Source organism: Pseudomonas sp. 300, assembly GCF_055803035.1.
The window spans coordinates 155,449-171,653 of record NZ_JAVLRV010000003.1 but is presented as its reverse complement, the minus strand read 5'-3'; the positions used below and the strand labels follow the sequence as shown (position 1 = coordinate 171,653).

Below are 16,205 nucleotides of genomic sequence, written 5' to 3'. Positions count from 1 at the left end.
CCAGCCGAAGTTGCAGGAAATCGTCGCGCTGATGGAGGCCAACCTGGAAGAGCCGATCGACCTCGACGAACTGGCGGTGTACGTCGCCGTGTCCCGTCGGCAACTCGAGCGATTGTTCCAGAAGTACCTGCACTGCTCGCCTTCGCGTTACTACCTCAAGCTGCGCCTGATCCGTGCCCGGCAGTTGCTCAAGCAAACGCCGATGTCGATCATCGAAGTGGCGTCGGTATGTGGCTTCGTGTCCACGCCGCACTTCTCCAAGTGCTACCGCGAATACTTCGGCATTCCACCGCGTGACGAGCGCGTAGGGTCCAACACCACGCAACAAGTGGCGATGATGCCGCTGCCGCAAGCATTGGTGCTGTCGCCGTTGTCCGGGCCGTTGTCGGCGTTGAGTCAGGCGCGCAACGAGTCGACATTCGCCAGCGTAAGGCTTTAAATCGAGGCGATTTCATCGCGGGCAAGCCCGCTCCCACAAGGGTTTGGGCGGATCACAAATCTGCAATCCGCCCCAAAAAACTGTAGGAGCGTGCTTGCCCGCGATGGCGTCTTATCAGGCGCGATGGCTTTGTTGGTATTGCGCCAACGCCGGCAGCAGTTGCTTGTCGATAGCCTGACGCACCGCCGGCAAAATGGTCGCGCTGCTGGTGTACATCTGCTTGACCATGGTGCGCAGTACTATCGCCCGTTCATCGTTCAATCCTCGCACCGCGCACTCGCAAGCCTGCTCGGCGGTGGAGCCGTTCGGAACTTGAAAGCCCAACGATTTCAGCTGGCCCAACAGGTCTTCCTGGTCAATCAAATCGGCGTGCATCATGACGCAATCCTTCTTCAGGGAACGGTGTCGTGGTTCGATTCTCGTAGGGGCTGTTGGCGTCGGCAAGGACGATTTGTCGCAATGGCCGCAATACCTATGAACAGGTCGTTTTCGGCTAACTTTCGAGAGGGCAGAGTGGGCACACTGGATTCAGCTGGCTTCACGAAGGTTTGGTCACCCTCGCGCAACGGCTCCTCAACAGTACCCACCTCTGCCCCGATCCTGTCACGGCTTGATCGGGGCTTTTTTTGTCTGTGGGTGCGGGAATTGGGTGTTGCCTGTGCGACCGCCATCGCTGGCAAGCCAGCTCCCACAGGACTGGGGTGGCCGCAGATCTGGCGAACGACGCCAAACCTGTGGGAGCGTGGCTTGCCCGCGATGAACGATGATGCGGTCTAGCGTTGGAGCACGAGGATCCGCGACAACAACTCATCCCGATCCACATAGCATCCCTGGAAATGCCGGGCGCCGCTGGCGGGGTCGAAGGCATTGCGCGCGTGAAGCGTGCGGCGGTTATCAAAACACCACATCTCCCCCGGATTGAGCCGCGTCATCACCCGAAAGCGCGCCTCGCGAGTCATCGCAATGAAGCGCCGGTAGGCGCGATACAGTCTGGGCATTTCCTCCACCGAAGCATCAAAAGGTCCGCGCAAAAAGTTCGCCATGCGGATTTCGGAAATCTGCCCCAAGGCATCCAAAGCAATGATCGGCGCGAGACAGCGATAGTCGCTGTGACGGTCCTTGTTGCGAAACTCCACGGGGACTTCACACAGCGCTTTGAACGACTCGGGATCTTCCTCGCGCAGTGCTTCGGCGATGGCAAAACCGTCGACGAAGATGCTTTCACCACCGTCGGCATCATTGACCAGGCAATGTAGAAATTGCAGTCCCGGTTGCAACTCCCGGGTGGGCAGGTCGCTGTGCAATGGCAGGTTGAACGCGGTGTAGGCGTTGCTGTCGGCATCGGCCTTGGACTGCACGTTGAACAACACACCGAAATTGCTCTCGCGGATGAAGGAAATACGTTGTGCGATCAGCTTCAGCGAACCGGGTTCGGTGGGCACGCCGCGCACTTGTGTCAGGCCGATATCGCGTACCGCCAGCAGCCATTGCAACAAGGCATCGTTATCATTCATCAGCGCTTGATAATCGAACACCGGCAGCGACAAGTCGCTTTTCCACAGCCGGGATTTTGGCTTGCCGGCCCGGCGTTCGGCGCGGGATTGGTCGTCATAGGCGTGGGCCCGTAACCAGCCCGGATCGAAGCGGCTGAGATGACCGTCCTGCCACTGGATGCGGAGACAGCCCTCAGGGTCGATGCTCGTCTCTGCCGGCATCAGGTCTTGCGCAACGTCGACGATTTCCAGCACCTGCTCACGGGTCACTGTGTAGACGCATTGCGGGCACGGGCAGTTGTCCCGCAGCCATTGATGATGAAAAGGGCTGACACGGGTATCAGCCCATGTCACCAGAACGCGATCCGCCAAGGCCTGCACGCCACTCAGCGCGCTGATCAACGGATAGGTACGGAAGTCGGCAAAAGCGGCGGCGGTGTTCATGGCGATCTCCTTGTTATTTTTTGGGGGGCAGCGCGATCACTCGGCCAATGTAGTCCGGGGTGGGCAGGTCGGTTTGTTGCGCAACGATGGCTTGCAGCTTGCCTAGCGTTTCTTCGCTGAACGGCGCGGAGCGGGGACCGGCAAGGTCGACGTGCAGCAGCATTTGTTCGTTGCCCGCCAGCTCTTTGTCGTCACCGACCAGATGCAGGCTGTGATAGAGGTGCAGGCGTTTGCTGTCGTGAGCGATGATCTGAGTGCGCACTTCAACGTCGGCGTCGAGCTTCACTTCATGCAGGTAATTGAGGTGCAGCTCGAGGGTGAACAGTGAATGGCCGCTGGCTTCGCGGTTGTTGCTGTCCATGCCTAGCCGGTCCATCAGCGCATCGGTGGCGTAGCTGAAAATCAGCAGGTAAAACGCGTCGCGCAGGTGGCCGTTGTAGTCGACCCAATCGGGGATGATTGTGGTGCTGTAAGTGGTGAGGGTAGGCATGAGGACTTATCCAATAGGTGTAGTGACTGCGCCGCCCTCATCGCGGGCAAGCCCGCTGCCACAGTTCTTGCGCTGTTCACAAATCCTGTGGGAGCGGGCTTACCCGCGATGGGGCCAGACCTGTTATTCGCTAAAGCTCATCCCATGCTTCTCTTTCGTGGTTTTCACTGCCTCCAGCACCGCCAGCAAGCAATCATCACGATAGCGTTCCAGCGCAGAAATGCTGTGTTTGCCCAGCTGATCACTGGTCCCGTCCACCACATCATCAATCAGCTTGTCGGTCAGTTCCGGCGCTGGCAGGTACGTCCACGGCAATTGCAACGCCGGGCCGAACTGCGCCATGAAGTGCCGCATGCCGGCATCGCCACCGGCCAGGGTGTAGGTCAAGAAGGTGCCCATGAACGACCAGCGCAGACCCGCGCCAAAGCGAATCGCATCGTCGATCTCCCCGGTCGTCGCCACCCCGTCGTTGACCAGGTGCAGCGCCTCACGCCACAGCGCTTCGAGCAGTCGGTCGGCAATGAACCCTGGCACTTCTTTACGCACATGCAGCGGGCGCATGCCGAGGGATTCGTAGACTTTCATGGCCGCTTGAACGGCTTGCGGTGCCGTGTTCTTGCCGCCGACCACTTCCACCAATGGCAGCAGATACACCGGGTTGAACGGGTGACCGACGACGCAGCGTTCCGGATGGGTCGAGCTCTCGTAGAACTCGCTTGGCAACAGGCCTGAGGTGCTGGAACCGATCAGTGCATTGGGCTTGGCCGCCGCGCTGATTTTGCTGTGCAATTCCAGTTTCAGTTCCAGACGCTCAGGGGCACTTTCCTGAATGAAATCAGCGTCGCGAACACACTCTTCAATCGTCGCGACAAAGCGCAGCCGATCCTGTGATGCGCCCGGTGCCAGGCCTTGTTTCTCCAGTGCGCCCCAGGCATTGGCCACGCGTTTGCGCAGGGCCGCTTCGGCGCCGGGCGCCGGGTCCCAGGCCACCACATCGAGGCCGTGGGCGAGGGCGCGGGACACCCAACCGCTGCCGATGACACCGCTGCCCAGGGCAGCGAAGGTTTTGATTTCGGTGATAAAGCTCATGGCGATTACCTGAATTTGGCTCGGAAAAAACTGTGGGAGCGAGCCTGCTCGCGATGGCGGTATTCCTGTCGCAGATGATGCTTCGGTTGCACCGACGTCATCACCGGCAAGCCGGTCTCGCTCCCACAGGGGGAAAGGTGTTGGGGTTAACCGCGCTTGGTCAGGCCCATTTTTGCCCGGCCTTCCGCCGGCGTCAGAACCCGGGCGCCGAGACGGCTGAGGATTTCCGAGGCGCGTTCGACCAATTGGCCGTTGGTCGCCAACACGCCTTTGTCCAGCCAGATGTTGTCTTCCAGGCCGACCCGCACGTTGCCGCCCAGCAGCACCGCTTGCGCCGCCATCGGCATCTGCATGCGACCGATGCCAAAACCGGCCCACACGGCGTTGGCCGGCAGGTTATCGACCATGGCTTTCATGGTGGTGGTATCAGCCGGCGCGCCCCACGGGATGCCCAGGCAGAGCTGGAACAGCGGGTCATCGAGCAGGCCTTCCTTGATCAACTGTTTGGCGAACCACAGGTGACCGGTGTCGAAAATTTCCAGCTCGGCTTTCACGCCCAGCTCTTGAATGCGTTTGGCGCCTGCACGCAACTGCGCCGGGGTGGAGACGTAAATGGTGTCGCCGTCGCCGAAGTTCAGGGTGCCGCAATCGAGGGTGCAGATTTCCGGCAGCAGCTCTTCGACGTGGGCCAGACGGGTCAGCGGGCCGACCAGATCGGTGTTCGGGCCGAACTCTATCGGGTTCTCGCCCGCGCCGATTTCCAGGTCGCCGCCCATGCCGGCGGTGAGGTTGACGATGATGTCGACGTCGGCCTCGCGGATGCGCTCCATGACTTCGCGGTACAGCGCCACGTCACGGCTGAACTTGCCGGTCTCGGGGTTGCGCACGTGGCAGTGGACCACGGTGGCGCCGGCCTTGGCGGCTTCCACGGCGGCAGCGGCGATTTGTTTCGGGGTGACCGGCACGTGTGGGCTTTTGCTGGTCGTGTCGCCAGCACCGGTAAGTGCGCAGGTGATGATGACGTCGTGGTTCATGAGGCGGGTTCCTTGCAGGCGTGATGATTCCGTTCGCAGCCCCGTAGGGCTGCGAGTCGGTGGTTCAATCGGGGTTTATTTACTGGTGAGTTTCAAGTTGTCAGCCGCCGGTTTGCCATCGAAGGTGGTCACACCTTCCAGCCAGCGTTGTTTGTCTTGCGGGTGATCTTTCAGCCATTGCTTGGCCGATTCGAAGGCGTCCTTGTGATCCAGCAGCGGCTGCATCATCCGGCTCTCGTCTTCGGCGGTGTAGGTCAGGTTGCTCAGCAAACGGCCGATGTTCGGGCATTGCTCGGTGTAGTTCGGCGCGGTGACGGTCCAGACGGTGGCCATGCCTTCGTTCGGGCCCAGCGCGTCATCGCTGCCGGTGAGGTAAGTCATCTTCACGTTGACGTTCATCGGGTGCGGCGCCCAGCCGAAGAACACCACGGCTTCTTTGCGGCGTACGGCGCGATCCACCGCCGCAAGCATGCCGGCCTCACTGGACTCGACCAGCTGGAATTTGCCGAGGCCAAACTGGTTCTTGGCGATCATCGCCTTGATCTGGGTGTTGGCACCCGAGCCTGGCTCGATGCCGTAAATCTTGCCGCCCAGCTCTTTCTCGAATTTGGCGATGTCGGCGAAGGTTTTCAGGCCCTTGTCGGCGAGGTAAGTCGGCACGGCGAGGGTGGCGCGGGCGTCTTTCAGGCTGGGCGCTTCAAGCACTTTGACCTGATTGCCATCGACGAACGGGGTGATGGTCTGGGTCATCAACGGGTTCCAGTAGCCCAGGAACAAGTCCAGGCGCTGGTCGCGGATCCCGGCAAAGATGATTTGCTGGGAGGCGCTGGTTTGTTTGGTGTTGTAGCCGAGGCCATCGAGCAAGACCTGGGTCATGGCGCTGGTGGCGATCACGTCGGTCCAGTTCACGACGCCCATGCGTACGTTCTGGCACGATGCAGGTTCGGCGGCCATGACACTGGCGCTCAGAAAAGCGGTACCGCTGAGTGCAAGAACACAGCTGCTGATCAGTCGTTTCATCTCAGGTTTCCTCGGCAGTTCGTTATTGTGGGTCCGGTCGTCTTTGTGCGCCGGTGATGCCAAGTTACGCAGCTAAGGCCCCGTGAAAGCGCACTGCGGCGACCAGCTCTTGCACTGCAGCGACCTGACCTCTTGAATGGCGCTCGCAAGTGGCGTATCAACAACTACCCGCCAACCGAGTGCGCTCCATGTCCCAGGATTTCTACTTCATGTTGATGCCGGGTTTCTCGGCCATCGGTTTCATCTCGGCCATCGAGCCGCTACGGGTTGCGAATCGTTTTCGCGGCGAGCTGTATCGCTGGCATGTGCTGAGCGCAGACGGCGGGGCGGTGTTGGCCAGCAACGGCATGTCGGTGAACGCCGATGCGGCGCTGGAACCGCTGAAGAAAGGTGCGACGCTGTTGGTGGTCGCCGGCTTCGAACCGTTGAAATTCGCCACCCCGGCGCTGGAACACTGGCTGCGTCGACTGGACAATGAAGGCGTGACCCTTGGCGCCATCGACACCGGCAGCTTCGTCCTCGCCGAAGCCGGCCTGCTCGACGGCCATCGCCTGACCCTGCACTGGGAAGCCATCGACGCCTTCAAGGAGTCTTATCCACAGCTCAGCGTCACCCAGGAGCTGTTCGAGATAGACCGTCGACGCATCACCTCTGCCGGCGGCACCGCTTCCATCGACCTGATGCTCGACCTCATTTCCCAGGCCCACGGCCCGGAACTGGCGATCCAGGTCAGTGAACAATTCGTGCTCGGCCGCATCCGCCCGCGCAAAGACCACCAGCGCATGGAAGTCGCCACGCGGTATGGCATCAGCAACAAGAAACTCGTTCACGTGATAGGGGAGATGGAACAGCACAGCGAACCGCCGCTGACCACGCTGGAGTTGGCCGAGTCGATCAAGGTGACGCGCAGGCAGTTGGAGCGGTTGTTTCGGCTGCACCTGAACGACACGCCGAGCAATTTCTACCTGCGGCTAAGGCTGGAAAAAGCGCGGCAGTTGTTGCGGCAGACAGACATGAGTGTGCTGGAGGTGAGCATCGCGTGCGGGTTTGAGTCGCCGTCGTATTTCACCCGCAGCTATCGGGCACGTTTTGCCCGTTGCCCCCGGGAAGACCGGCGTACTGCCAACGCCTGATGCAGGTACACAGAACCAATGTGGGAGCCAGCCTGCTGGCGATGGCGGTGTGTCAGGCGACAATGTTGTTGACTGCTACTCCCTCATCGCCAGCAGGCTGGCTCCCACAGGTGATTTGTGTCGCCAGAAAGAACGCTTACTTCTTCACCAGCGCCGAACACGCCGCCTTGTAAGCCTCATGCTGATACTTGTTCAGCGTCGCCGGCAGCGCAAAATCAAACTTCTTGTTCTGCGCATTGATCGTCTGCGGCGACAACAGCGTCACCTCGCAGCTCTCCAGCAACTGAAAAACACCCTCGATCTTGAACGTCGTCGGCCCACCGGCGAACTCGCCTTTCTTGCTGCGCTTCTTGATCGCGATCCGGTCGATGGAATTCTCGCGAACAAACGACGCCACTTGAGCGGCAAAGACCTTGACGTTGGCGGCCTCGTCGTCATCGTCGAGGGCGATTTTCTTGGTGTTGAGCGCGACGTGGCTTAGCACCTGATCGTCGAGAGAGGCCACGGCGATGATCGCTTCGCTGCCTTTGATTTCGATGCCGCAGATTTTCATTTCGATCCCTTTACTGGCTGAAGTAAGCAGCTTTACCGCTCTGGTTGGCCGGAGTTTGCATCACTCCTGCCCAATCGACTCCAAAAACTCCGACCGCTCATCACTCATCCGCGCCACGCAGTCATTCTGCGCAATGGTGAACGCCTTGCTGCCACTGGTCGCCGGAAACGCTTCAACCGCGCAATCGGCATCCCGGGTTTTAAGCCATTGCTGCTGGGCGGCCTTGATTTTGGCGGTGATGTCGGCCAGCTGCGAAGGGCTCTTGCCGTAGAGCGTTTGCATGCGCTCGGTCAGGCTTTGGTAGTTGTCCTTGAGCAGGTCTTCGGCGGTGGTTCGGCTGTAGACCGAGCATTCCAGGGTCTGGACGTCGTTTTCGACCGCATCGCAGGGGTTGGTGTCGGACTCTTCAGCTGCCTGTACGCCGGTCGCTATCAGTGCCAAAGCCAGGAAGATCGATTTCATTGCGTCGCCCTAAATCCAGTAAGCATCCAGTAATGCGCCGAATTCTGGCCCAAGCGGCCGGCATTGAACAGCCGGGTGATCAGGCCCGATATCGACCCTTTGTCGCAGATTGACGCTTTCGGCAAACCCCCTGTCGTTTTTGCACCCGGCTGCACCGGTCCTCAGGCATATGCTGGCCCCAAAGCGCCGGCACACGATTCGGCGCACGAATCGCTAATAGGGGACAGCCTGATGAGCCCAGCCGAATTGCACGCCGACAGCATCGTTATCGACGGGCTGATTATTGCCAAGTGGAACCGCGAGCTGTTTGAAGACATGCGCAAGGGCGGTCTGACCGCGGCCAACTGCACCGTGTCGGTGTGGGAGGGCTTTCAGGCCACCGTCAACAACATCGCCGCCAGCCAGAAGCTGATCCGCGAGAACAGTGACCTGGTGATTCCGGTGCGCACCACCGCCGACATCCGTAAAGCCAAGGAGCAGGGCAAGACCGGCATCCTCTTCGGCTTCCAGAATGCTCACGCGTTTGAAGACCAGATCGGCTATGTCGAGGTGTTCAAGCAGCTGGGCGTCGGCATCGTACAGATGTGCTACAACACCCAGAATCTGGTCGGTACCGGTTGCTACGAACGCGATGGCGGCCTGTCGGGCTTCGGTCGTGAAATCGTTGCCGAGATGAACCGCGTTGGCGTCATGTGCGACCTGTCCCACGTCGGCTCGAAAACGTCCGAAGAAGTCATCCTCGAATCGAAGAAACCGGTCTGCTACTCCCATTGCCTGCCGTCGGGTCTGAAAATTCACCCGCGCAACAAGTCCGATGAAGAGCTGAAATTCATCGCCGATCACGGCGGTTTCGTCGGCGTGACCATGTTCGCGCCGTTCCTCGCCAAGGGCATCGATTCGACCATCGACGACTACGCCGAAGCGATCGAATACACCATGAACATCGTCGGCGAAGACGCCATCGGCATCGGCACCGACTTCACCCAGGGCCATGGCCAGGACTTCTTCGAATACCTGACCCATGACAAGGGCTACGCCCGCCGTCTGACCAGCTTCGGCAAGATCATCAACCCGCTGGGCATCCGCACCGTCGGCGAGTTCCCGAACCTGACCGAAACCCTGCTCAAGCGCGGCCATTCCGAGCGCGTGGTCCGCAAGATCATGGGCGAGAACTGGGTCAACGTCTTGAAGGATGTCTGGGGCGAATAAGCCGCCGCATCTGAAGAATCCTTTCCCCCGGCCGTCCGTGCCGGGGGCAACACCAAAATTTTTCTGGAGTTAAGTTTCCATGGCCAAGATCGCCCCGCAATTGCCTATCGAAGTAGACAGCGAAACCGGTGTCTGGACCTCCGACGCCCTGCCGATGCTGTACGTGCCGCGTCATTTCTTCGTCAACAACCACATGGGCATCGAGGAAGTGTTGGGCGCCGACGCCTACGCCGAAATTCTCTACAAGGCCGGCTACAAATCCGCCTGGCACTGGTGTGAAAAAGAAGCTGAATGCCATGGCCTGGAAGGCGTCGCGGTGTTCGAGCACTACATGAAGCGCCTGTCGCAGCGCGGCTGGGGCCTGTTCAAGATCCAGGACATCGACCTCGACAAAGGCACCGCCAGCGTCAAGCTCGAGCACTCGGCGTTCGTCTACGTCTACGGCAAGGTCGGGCGCAAGGTCGACTACATGTTCACTGGCTGGTTTGCCGGTGCCATGGACCAGATTCTGCAAGCCCGCGGCAGCAAGATTCGCACCGTTGCCGAACAAGTCTACGGTGGCTCCGAAGAAGGCCACGACGACGGTTTGTTCACCGTCAAGCCGTTGTAAGTCGAGGAACCCGCCATGGCTTTCGAAGCAATGTTCCAGCCGATCCAGATCGGCAAACTGACCATCCGTAACCGCGTGCTCAGCACCGCGCACGCCGAGGTCTATGCGACCGACGGCGGCATGACCACCGATCGGTACGTCAAGTATTACGAAGAGAAGGCCAAGGGCGGGATCGGCCTGGCGATCTGCGGCGGTTCGTCCGTGGTGGCCATCGACAGCCCGCAGGAATGGTGGAGTTCGGTGAACCTGTCCACCGATCGCATCATTCCGCACTTCCAGAATCTTGCCGACGCCATGCACAAGCACGGCGCCAAGATCATGATTCAGATTACCCACATGGGCCGTCGCTCGCGTTGGGACGGCTTCAACTGGCCGACGCTGATGTCGCCGTCGGGCGTGCGTGAGCCGGTGCACCGTGCCACTTGCAAAACCATCGAGCCGGAAGAAATCTGGCGGGTGATCGGCAACTACGCTCAGGCCGCGCGTCGCGCCAAGGCCGGTGGCCTGGACGGTATTGAATTGTCCGCCGTGCACCAGCACATGATCGACCAGTTCTGGAGCCCGCGGGTCAACAAGCGTACCGACGAATGGGGCGGCACCTTTGAGGGCCGGATGAAGTTCGGTCTGGAAGTGCTCAAGGCCGTGCGTGCCGAAGTGGGCCCGGACTTCTGTGTCGGTATCCGCCTGTGCGGTGACGAATTCCATCCGGACGGCCTGTCCCATGAGGACATGAAGCAAATCGCCAAGTATTACGACGACACCGGCATGCTCGACTTCATCGGTGTGGTCGGTTCGGGTTGCGACACCCATAACACCCTGGCCAACGTTATCCCCAACATGAGTTATCCACCGGAGCCGTTCCTGCATTTGGCCGCCGGTATCAAGGAAGTGGTCAAGGTACCTGTGCTGCACGCGCAGAACATCAAAGACCCAAACCAGGCAACCCGCATCCTGGAAGGCGGTTACGTCGACATGGTCGGCATGACCCGTGCCCACATTGCCGACCCGCACTTGATCGCCAAGATCAAAATGGGTCAGATCGACCAGATCAAGCAATGCGTCGGTGCCAACTACTGCATCGACCGTCAGTACCAGGGCCTGGACGTGTTGTGCATCCAGAACGCCGCGACCTCCCGTGAATACATGGGCGTGCCACACATCATCGAGAAATCGACCGGTGTGAAGCGCAAAGTCGTGGTGGTCGGTGCCGGCCCGGCCGGGATGGAAGCGGCTCGCGTGTCCGCCGAACGTGGCCACGACGTCACCCTGTTCGAGAAGAAAGAATTCATCGGTGGGCAAATCACGACGGCGTCGAAAGCCCCGCAACGGGACCAGATCGCCGGTATCACGCGCTGGTTCCAGCTTGAGCTGGCGCGTCTGAAAGTCGACCTGCGCCTGGGCGTTGCCGCCGATGCGGCAACCATTCTCGACCTGCGTCCGGACGTGGTGGTGCTCGCAGTCGGCGGTCATCCATTCCTGGAGCAGAACGAGCACTGGGGCGCGGCTGAAGGCCTGGTCGTCAGCAGTTGGGACATCCTCGACGGCAAGGTCGCACCGGGCAAGAACGTGCTGGTCTACGACACCATTTGCGAGTTCACCGGGATGTCGACTGCCGACTTCCTCGCCGACAAGGGCAGCCAGGTCGAGATCGTCACCGACGACATCAAGCCGGGTGTAGCGATTGGCGGTACCTCGTTCCCGACGTACTACCGCAGCATGTACCCGAAAGAAGTGATCATGACCGGCGACATGATGCTGGAGAAGGTCTACCGCGAAGGCGACAAGCTGGTGGCGGTGCTGGAAAACGAATACACCGGTGCCAAAGAGGAGCGGGTGGTGGACCAGGTCGTTGTTGAAAACGGCGTGCGTCCGGACGAAGAAATCTACTACGCCATGAAGGAAGGCTCGCGCAACAAAGGCCAGGTGGACGTCGAAGCTTTGTTCGCGATCAAGCCGCAACCTTCGCTGAGTCAAGCAGGCGACGGCTACTTGCTGTTCCGCATCGGCGACTGCGTGGCCCAGCGCAACACCCATGCGGCGATCTATGACGCACTGCGGTTGTGCAAGGATTTCTAACGGCTTGTGGATAACCCTGTGGGAGCGAGCCTGCTCGCGATAGCGGTGGATCAGTCGACATCAATGTTGAATGTCAGTCCGTCTTCGCTAGCAGGCTAGCTCCCACAGGAATCGGGCAAGGCATCCAGGTAGTTTGGCCTGCAAGACCCCGAGGTCTTTGGGAGCTCCACCATGTTGAACACCCTTCTTCCAATCCTGTTGTTCGCTGCCCTGGGCCTTGCGGTTCTGGGCGCGTTGCGGCGGGTGGCTATGTGGCGCCGGGGCCGGGCTTCGAAAGTCGACCTGATCGGCGGCCTGTTCGCCATGCCCAAGCGTTACATGGTCGACTTGCACCACGTCGTCGCGCGGGACAAATACATCGCCAACACCCACGTCGCTACGGCCGGCGGTGCGGTGGCGTCCGCTGTGCTCGCGATTCTGGTGCACGGTTTCGGCCTGCATAACCGCTTCCTTGGTTATGCGCTGTTGCTGATGACGGCCGTGATGTTCGTCGGCGCGATCTTCGTGTACCTGCGTCGACGCAACCCACCGGCCCGTTTGTCCAAAGGCCCGTGGATGCGTTTGCCGAAAAGCCTGTTGGCGTTCTCGGCGTCGTTCTTCCTGGTGTCCCTGCCGGTCGCGGGTATCCTGCCGGAAAACTTCGGTGGCTGGATCCTGGCCGTGATCCTCGGGATCGGCGTGCTGTGGGGCGTTAGCGAACTGTTCTTCGGCATGACCTGGGGCGGCCCGATGAAGCACGCCTTCGCCGGTGCTTTGCACCTGGCCTGGCACCGTCGCGCCGAGCGTTTTGGCGGTGGTCGTTCCACCGGTTTGAAACCGCTGGACCTCAACGATCCAAGTGCACCGCTGGGTGTGGAAAAACCCAAGGATTTCACCTGGAACCAACTGCTCGGTTTCGACGCCTGCGTGCAGTGCGGTAAATGTGAAGCAGCCTGCCCGGCGTTCGCCGCCGGCCAGCCGTTGAACCCGAAAAAACTGATTCAGGACATGGTGGTCGGCCTCGCCGGTGGCACCGACGCCAAGTTCGCCGGCAGCCCGTATCCGGGCAAAGCGATTGGCGAGCACGCCGGCAACCCGCATCAACCGATCGTCAACGGTCTGGTAGACGCCGAAACCTTGTGGTCCTGCACCACCTGCCGTGCCTGCGTCGAGGAATGCCCAATGATGATCGAGCACGTCGATGCCATCGTCGACATGCGCCGCCATCTGACCCTGGAAAAAGGCGCGACCCCGAACAAGGGCGCCGAAGTCCTGGAAAACCTGATCGCCACCGACAACCCGGGCGGTTTTGCGCCGGGCGGGCGGATGAACTGGGCGGCGGACTTGAACCTCAATCTGCTCAGCGAAAAGAAATCCACAGACGTGCTGTTCTGGGTCGGCGATGGCGCTTTCGACATGCGCAACCAGCGCACCCTGCGCGCCTTCGTCAAAGTGCTGAAAGCGGCCAAAGTCGACTTCGCCGTGCTCGGTCTCGAAGAGCGTGACAGCGGCGACGTGGCCCGGCGTCTGGGCGACGAAGCAACCTTCCAGCTGTTGGCCAAACGCAACATCCAGACCCTGGCCAAGTACAACTTCAACCGCATCGTCACCTGTGACCCGCACAGCTTCCACGTGCTGAAAAACGAATACGGCGCCTTCGACGGCAACTACCTGGTGCAGCACCACAGCACCTACATGGCGGAAATCATCGACGCGGGTGCGCTCAATCTCGGCCAGCACAAAGGCAGCAGCGTGACCTATCACGACCCCTGCTACCTCGGTCGCTACAACGGCGAGTACGAGGCGCCGCGTGAAGTGCTGCGCGCCCTCGGGATTGAAGTGAAAGAGATGCAACGTTCCGGTTTCCGCTCGCGCTGCTGTGGCGGTGGCGGCGGTGCGCCGATCACTGACATTCCGGGCAAGCAACGGATACCCGACATGCGCATGGAAGACATCCGCGAAACCGGCGCCGAACTGGTGGCCGTGGGTTGCCCACAGTGCACCGCGATGCTCGAAGGCGTGGTCGAACCACGTCCGTTGATCAAGGACATCGCCGAGTTGGTGGCCGACGCATTGCTTGAAGACGCAGCGCCAAGCAAACCGGGCACCCCGGCTCAACGTGAACCTGCGGAGGCCCACTGATGAGCGACATTATCCGCCGCGACCCCCGCGCCGAATGGATTGCCCGCAACCGCCTGCACCCGCTGCACGCGGCCATGCAACCGGCGCAACACAGCTGGATGGGGCCGAATGGCGTCATCCGCAAAAATCTCCATGGCATCGGTTTCATTGGCCCGAACGGCATCAAGCGCATTGACCGCAGTGGCGCGCAACAGGGCGGTGCGACCAAACGTTCGGCCGTTGTTGAAGTTCAATTGCCGCTGCATCAAGTGCCTGCACCTGCGTTCTACATCAACGTGGTGCCAGACATGGTCGGCGGTCGCTTGAGCAGCCACGACCGTGACTTGCTCGGCCTGGCGCATCAATTGGCCGGCCAGGATGGCGCGGTGTTGGCCGTGGTCTTCGGTGAGCACAAGGAAAACGCCTTCGCCACCGCTGGCGTCGATCGCTTGCTGGTGCTGGATGGCGATGAATTCAGTGGTTATGCACCGGAACAACGGGTCCAGGGCCTGCGGGCTGTGGATAACCAGTTCAGCCCGCGTCACTGGCTGCTGCCGGACAGCCGCAGCGGTGGCGGTGAACTCGGTCGACGCTTTGCCGCGGCCCTGGGCGAACGCCCGGCCACGCGGATCTGGCAGGTCAAGGATCAGGAATGCATCGGCCGCGCCGGTGCGGGGTTACAAGACCTTGCCCGTCCGGTCGCACGCCTGATTCTGGCCGCAGCCGAATGCGCCGAACCGGTCAGCGAAACCCGTCACGAAGCGTTGCCCGTGGAGTTATCCACAACCGTAGCGCGCAGCTTGTCGCGTATCGAAGACCTGGGCGCGGTGGCGGTGGACCCGGCGGCAATTCCGATGGCCGAAGCCGAGTTCATCTTCTCCGGTGGCAACGGGGTGAAAGACTGGGGACTTTTCCACAGGACCGCCGAAGCGCTCGGCGCCACCGAAGGCGCGTCTCGGGTGGCGGTGGACGATGGCTTCATGGCCCGTGACCGTCAGGTCGGCGCGTCCGGCACCTGGGTCACCGCGCGGGTCTACGTGGCCGTGGGGATTTCCGGGGCGATCCAGCACCTGCAAGGCATCGGTGCCTGCGACAAGGTGGTGGCAATCAACCTCGACCCCGGCTGCGACATGATCAAACGGGCCGACCTGTCGGTGATTGGCGACAGCGCCGAGATTCTTCAAGCCTTGATCGATGCGGTAGCGGCTTACCGCAACGACGCCAAGCGCGATGCGGCTTAAGGGAAGGAAAGGGTTATGAGCACGAAAATCATCAGCCTGGTGTCCATAGGCGCCCACCCGACTTCCGGCCGACCACGTCGCGCGGAGCAAGATGCGCGGGCGGTGGAGCTGGGCTTGCAACTGGCTGGGGATAACCTGCAAGTGCTGCACGCCGGCGACGTCGCGGAGCCTGCGCTGCGCGCCTATCTGGGCATGGGCCTGGAACAGTTGCATGTGCTGGAACAACCGCAGGGCGCCGATGCATTGCCGGCGTTGACCGCGTATTTGCGCGATGCCGGCGCGCAAGTCGTGCTGACCGGCAGCCAGGCAGAAACCGGCGAAGGCTCGGGCATGCTGCCGTTTCTGCTGGCGGAAAGCCTTGGCTGGCCGCTGGTGGTCGGGCTGGCTCAGGTGGAATCCATCGACGGCAGTACAGCGCTGGTGCTGCAAGCCTTGCCCCGTGGTCAGCGTCGTCGTTTGAAAGTACGGCTGCCGTTTCTCGCGACAGTGGATAACGCCGCGCCGAAGCCTCGGCAGAGCGCATACGGCCCGGCCAGGCGCGGGGTGTTGCAGGCGGATGAAGTCGAAGTGATTGACGATGAACTGCTGGCGGTTGCGACGCTGCAACCCGCCAAACCGCGGCCTAAACGCTTGAAGGTGATCAAGGCCAAAAGCGGCGCAGACCGGATGAAAGCCGCGACGGCCAAGGCCAGTGGCGGCGGCGGACAAGTGCTTAAAGGCGTGACTGCGCAAGCGGGTGCCGAGGCGATTCTCAAGTTGCTGATCGAGGAAGGCGTGGTTCGCTGACTTGATCTAACCGCTATCCACTGTGG

At 61.0% G+C, this 16,205-nt stretch carries 16 protein-coding genes; 8 read left to right on the top strand and 8 right to left on the bottom strand.

Going from position 1 to position 16,205, the window contains the following annotated elements; genetic code table 11:
• A partial coding sequence (locus Q7W83_RS26135; RefSeq protein ID WP_473657872.1) for a helix-turn-helix domain-containing protein occupies window positions 1-439 on the top strand: 439 nt, incomplete at its 5' end.
• A 114-nt stretch (window positions 440-553) separates the two neighbouring features.
• On the opposite strand, the gene Q7W83_RS26130 is transcribed toward Q7W83_RS26135, so the two are convergent.
• From Q7W83_RS26130 to choX, 6 genes are all read right to left on the bottom strand, one after another.
• Entirely contained in the window at window positions 554-817 is a 264-nt protein-coding gene (locus tag Q7W83_RS26130) for a hypothetical protein (protein WP_150633762.1), read from the bottom strand.
• A gap of 395 nt (window positions 818-1,212) precedes the next feature.
• A complete protein-coding gene (locus Q7W83_RS26125; protein ID WP_150633763.1) occupies window positions 1,213-2,376 on the bottom strand; it encodes a gamma-butyrobetaine dioxygenase in 1,164 nt (387 codons plus the stop codon).
• 13 nt (window positions 2,377-2,389) lie between these two features.
• Window positions 2,390-2,866: a thioesterase family protein gene (locus Q7W83_RS26120; RefSeq protein ID WP_150633764.1), complete on the bottom strand. Its 477-nt coding sequence runs from the start codon at window positions 2,864-2,866 to the stop codon at window positions 2,390-2,392.
• A gap of 123 nt (window positions 2,867-2,989) precedes the next feature.
• Window positions 2,990-3,955: an L-carnitine dehydrogenase gene (locus tag Q7W83_RS26115; RefSeq protein ID WP_150633765.1), complete on the bottom strand. Its 966-nt coding sequence runs from the start codon at window positions 3,953-3,955 to the stop codon at window positions 2,990-2,992.
• 146 nt (window positions 3,956-4,101) lie between these two features.
• Window positions 4,102-4,989 (bottom strand): 3-dehydrocarnitine:acetyl-CoA trimethylamine transferase CdhC, encoded by an 888-nt coding sequence (gene cdhC, locus Q7W83_RS26110; RefSeq protein ID WP_473657866.1) that lies wholly within the window; start codon window positions 4,987-4,989, stop codon window positions 4,102-4,104.
• A 75-nt stretch (window positions 4,990-5,064) separates the two neighbouring features.
• Window positions 5,065-6,009 carry a choline ABC transporter substrate-binding protein gene (gene choX / locus Q7W83_RS26105; RefSeq protein ID WP_150634413.1) on the bottom strand — a complete coding sequence of 315 codons (945 nt, stop codon included), beginning with the start codon at window positions 6,007-6,009 and terminating at the stop codon, window positions 5,065-5,067.
• A gap of 188 nt (window positions 6,010-6,197) precedes the next feature.
• On the opposite strand from choX, the gene Q7W83_RS26100 reads away from it, so the two are divergent.
• Window positions 6,198-7,142, top strand: coding sequence for a GlxA family transcriptional regulator (locus Q7W83_RS26100; protein WP_150653984.1), 945 nt, complete (start codon window positions 6,198-6,200; stop codon window positions 7,140-7,142).
• A gap of 136 nt (window positions 7,143-7,278) precedes the next feature.
• On the opposite strand, the gene Q7W83_RS26095 is transcribed toward Q7W83_RS26100, so the two are convergent.
• Window positions 7,279-7,695: a DUF3010 family protein gene (locus Q7W83_RS26095; RefSeq protein WP_150634415.1), complete on the bottom strand. Its 417-nt coding sequence runs from the start codon at window positions 7,693-7,695 to the stop codon at window positions 7,279-7,281.
• Between the two features lie 60 nt (window positions 7,696-7,755).
• Window positions 7,756-8,157, bottom strand: coding sequence for a lysozyme inhibitor LprI family protein (locus Q7W83_RS26090; protein WP_150634416.1), 402 nt, complete (start codon window positions 8,155-8,157; stop codon window positions 7,756-7,758).
• Between the two features lie 231 nt (window positions 8,158-8,388).
• Here Q7W83_RS26090 and Q7W83_RS26085 point away from each other — a divergent pair, with 231 nt between their 5' ends.
• From Q7W83_RS26085 to etfB, 6 genes are all read left to right on the top strand, one after another.
• A complete protein-coding gene (locus tag Q7W83_RS26085; protein WP_008033250.1) occupies window positions 8,389-9,366 on the top strand; it encodes a dipeptidase in 978 nt (325 codons plus the stop codon).
• Between the two features lie 79 nt (window positions 9,367-9,445).
• Complete coding sequence (locus tag Q7W83_RS26080) at window positions 9,446-9,976, top strand: DUF5943 domain-containing protein (RefSeq protein ID WP_008033249.1); 531 nt, start codon at window positions 9,446-9,448, stop codon at window positions 9,974-9,976.
• A gap of 15 nt (window positions 9,977-9,991) precedes the next feature.
• Window positions 9,992-12,052 carry a dimethylglycine demethylation protein DgcA gene (gene dgcA, locus Q7W83_RS26075; protein WP_150634418.1) on the top strand — a complete coding sequence of 687 codons (2,061 nt, stop codon included), beginning with the start codon at window positions 9,992-9,994 and terminating at the stop codon, window positions 12,050-12,052.
• A gap of 171 nt (window positions 12,053-12,223) precedes the next feature.
• Entirely contained in the window at window positions 12,224-14,173 is a 1,950-nt protein-coding gene (gene dgcB, locus Q7W83_RS26070) for a dimethylglycine demethylation protein DgcB (protein ID WP_473657858.1), read from the top strand.
• Complete coding sequence (gene etfA, locus Q7W83_RS26065) at window positions 14,173-15,393, top strand: electron transfer flavoprotein subunit alpha (RefSeq protein WP_150653986.1); 1,221 nt, start codon at window positions 14,173-14,175, stop codon at window positions 15,391-15,393. The genes dgcB and etfA overlap by 1 nt, the downstream gene beginning before the upstream one ends.
• A gap of 15 nt (window positions 15,394-15,408) precedes the next feature.
• Window positions 15,409-16,179, top strand: a complete 771-nt coding sequence (etfB, locus tag Q7W83_RS26060) for an electron transfer flavoprotein subunit beta (protein ID WP_150653987.1) — start codon at window positions 15,409-15,411, stop codon at window positions 16,177-16,179.
• Window positions 16,180-16,205: the final 26 nt, after the last annotated feature.

Bases quoted from the DNA above. Each gene is read 5' to 3' on its own strand.
- Q7W83_RS26130 (WP_150633762.1), bottom strand. From the start codon at position 817: ATGATGCACGCCGATTTGATTGACCAGGAAGACCTGTTGGGCCAGCTG.
- Q7W83_RS26125 (WP_150633763.1), bottom strand. From the start codon at position 2,376: ATGAACACCGCCGCCGCTTTTGCCGACTTCCGTACCTATCCGTTGATC.
- Q7W83_RS26120 (WP_150633764.1), bottom strand. From the start codon at position 2,866: ATGCCTACCCTCACCACTTACAGCACCACAATCATCCCCGATTGGGTC.
- Q7W83_RS26115 (WP_150633765.1), bottom strand. From the start codon at position 3,955: ATGAGCTTTATCACCGAAATCAAAACCTTCGCTGCCCTGGGCAGCGGT.
- cdhC (WP_473657866.1), bottom strand. From the start codon at position 4,989: ATGAACCACGACGTCATCATCACCTGCGCACTTACCGGTGCTGGCGAC.
- choX (WP_150634413.1), bottom strand. From the start codon at position 6,009: ATGAAACGACTGATCAGCAGCTGTGTTCTTGCACTCAGCGGTACCGCT.
- Q7W83_RS26100 (WP_150653984.1), top strand. From the start codon at position 6,198: ATGTCCCAGGATTTCTACTTCATGTTGATGCCGGGTTTCTCGGCCATC.
- Q7W83_RS26095 (WP_150634415.1), bottom strand. From the start codon at position 7,695: ATGAAAATCTGCGGCATCGAAATCAAAGGCAGCGAAGCGATCATCGCC.
- Q7W83_RS26090 (WP_150634416.1), bottom strand. From the start codon at position 8,157: ATGAAATCGATCTTCCTGGCTTTGGCACTGATAGCGACCGGCGTACAG.
- Q7W83_RS26085 (WP_008033250.1), top strand. From the start codon at position 8,389: ATGAGCCCAGCCGAATTGCACGCCGACAGCATCGTTATCGACGGGCTG.
- Q7W83_RS26080 (WP_008033249.1), top strand. From the start codon at position 9,446: ATGGCCAAGATCGCCCCGCAATTGCCTATCGAAGTAGACAGCGAAACC.
- dgcA (WP_150634418.1), top strand. From the start codon at position 9,992: ATGGCTTTCGAAGCAATGTTCCAGCCGATCCAGATCGGCAAACTGACC.
- dgcB (WP_473657858.1), top strand. From the start codon at position 12,224: ATGTTGAACACCCTTCTTCCAATCCTGTTGTTCGCTGCCCTGGGCCTT.
- etfA (WP_150653986.1), top strand. From the start codon at position 14,173: ATGAGCGACATTATCCGCCGCGACCCCCGCGCCGAATGGATTGCCCGC.
- etfB (WP_150653987.1), top strand. From the start codon at position 15,409: ATGAGCACGAAAATCATCAGCCTGGTGTCCATAGGCGCCCACCCGACT.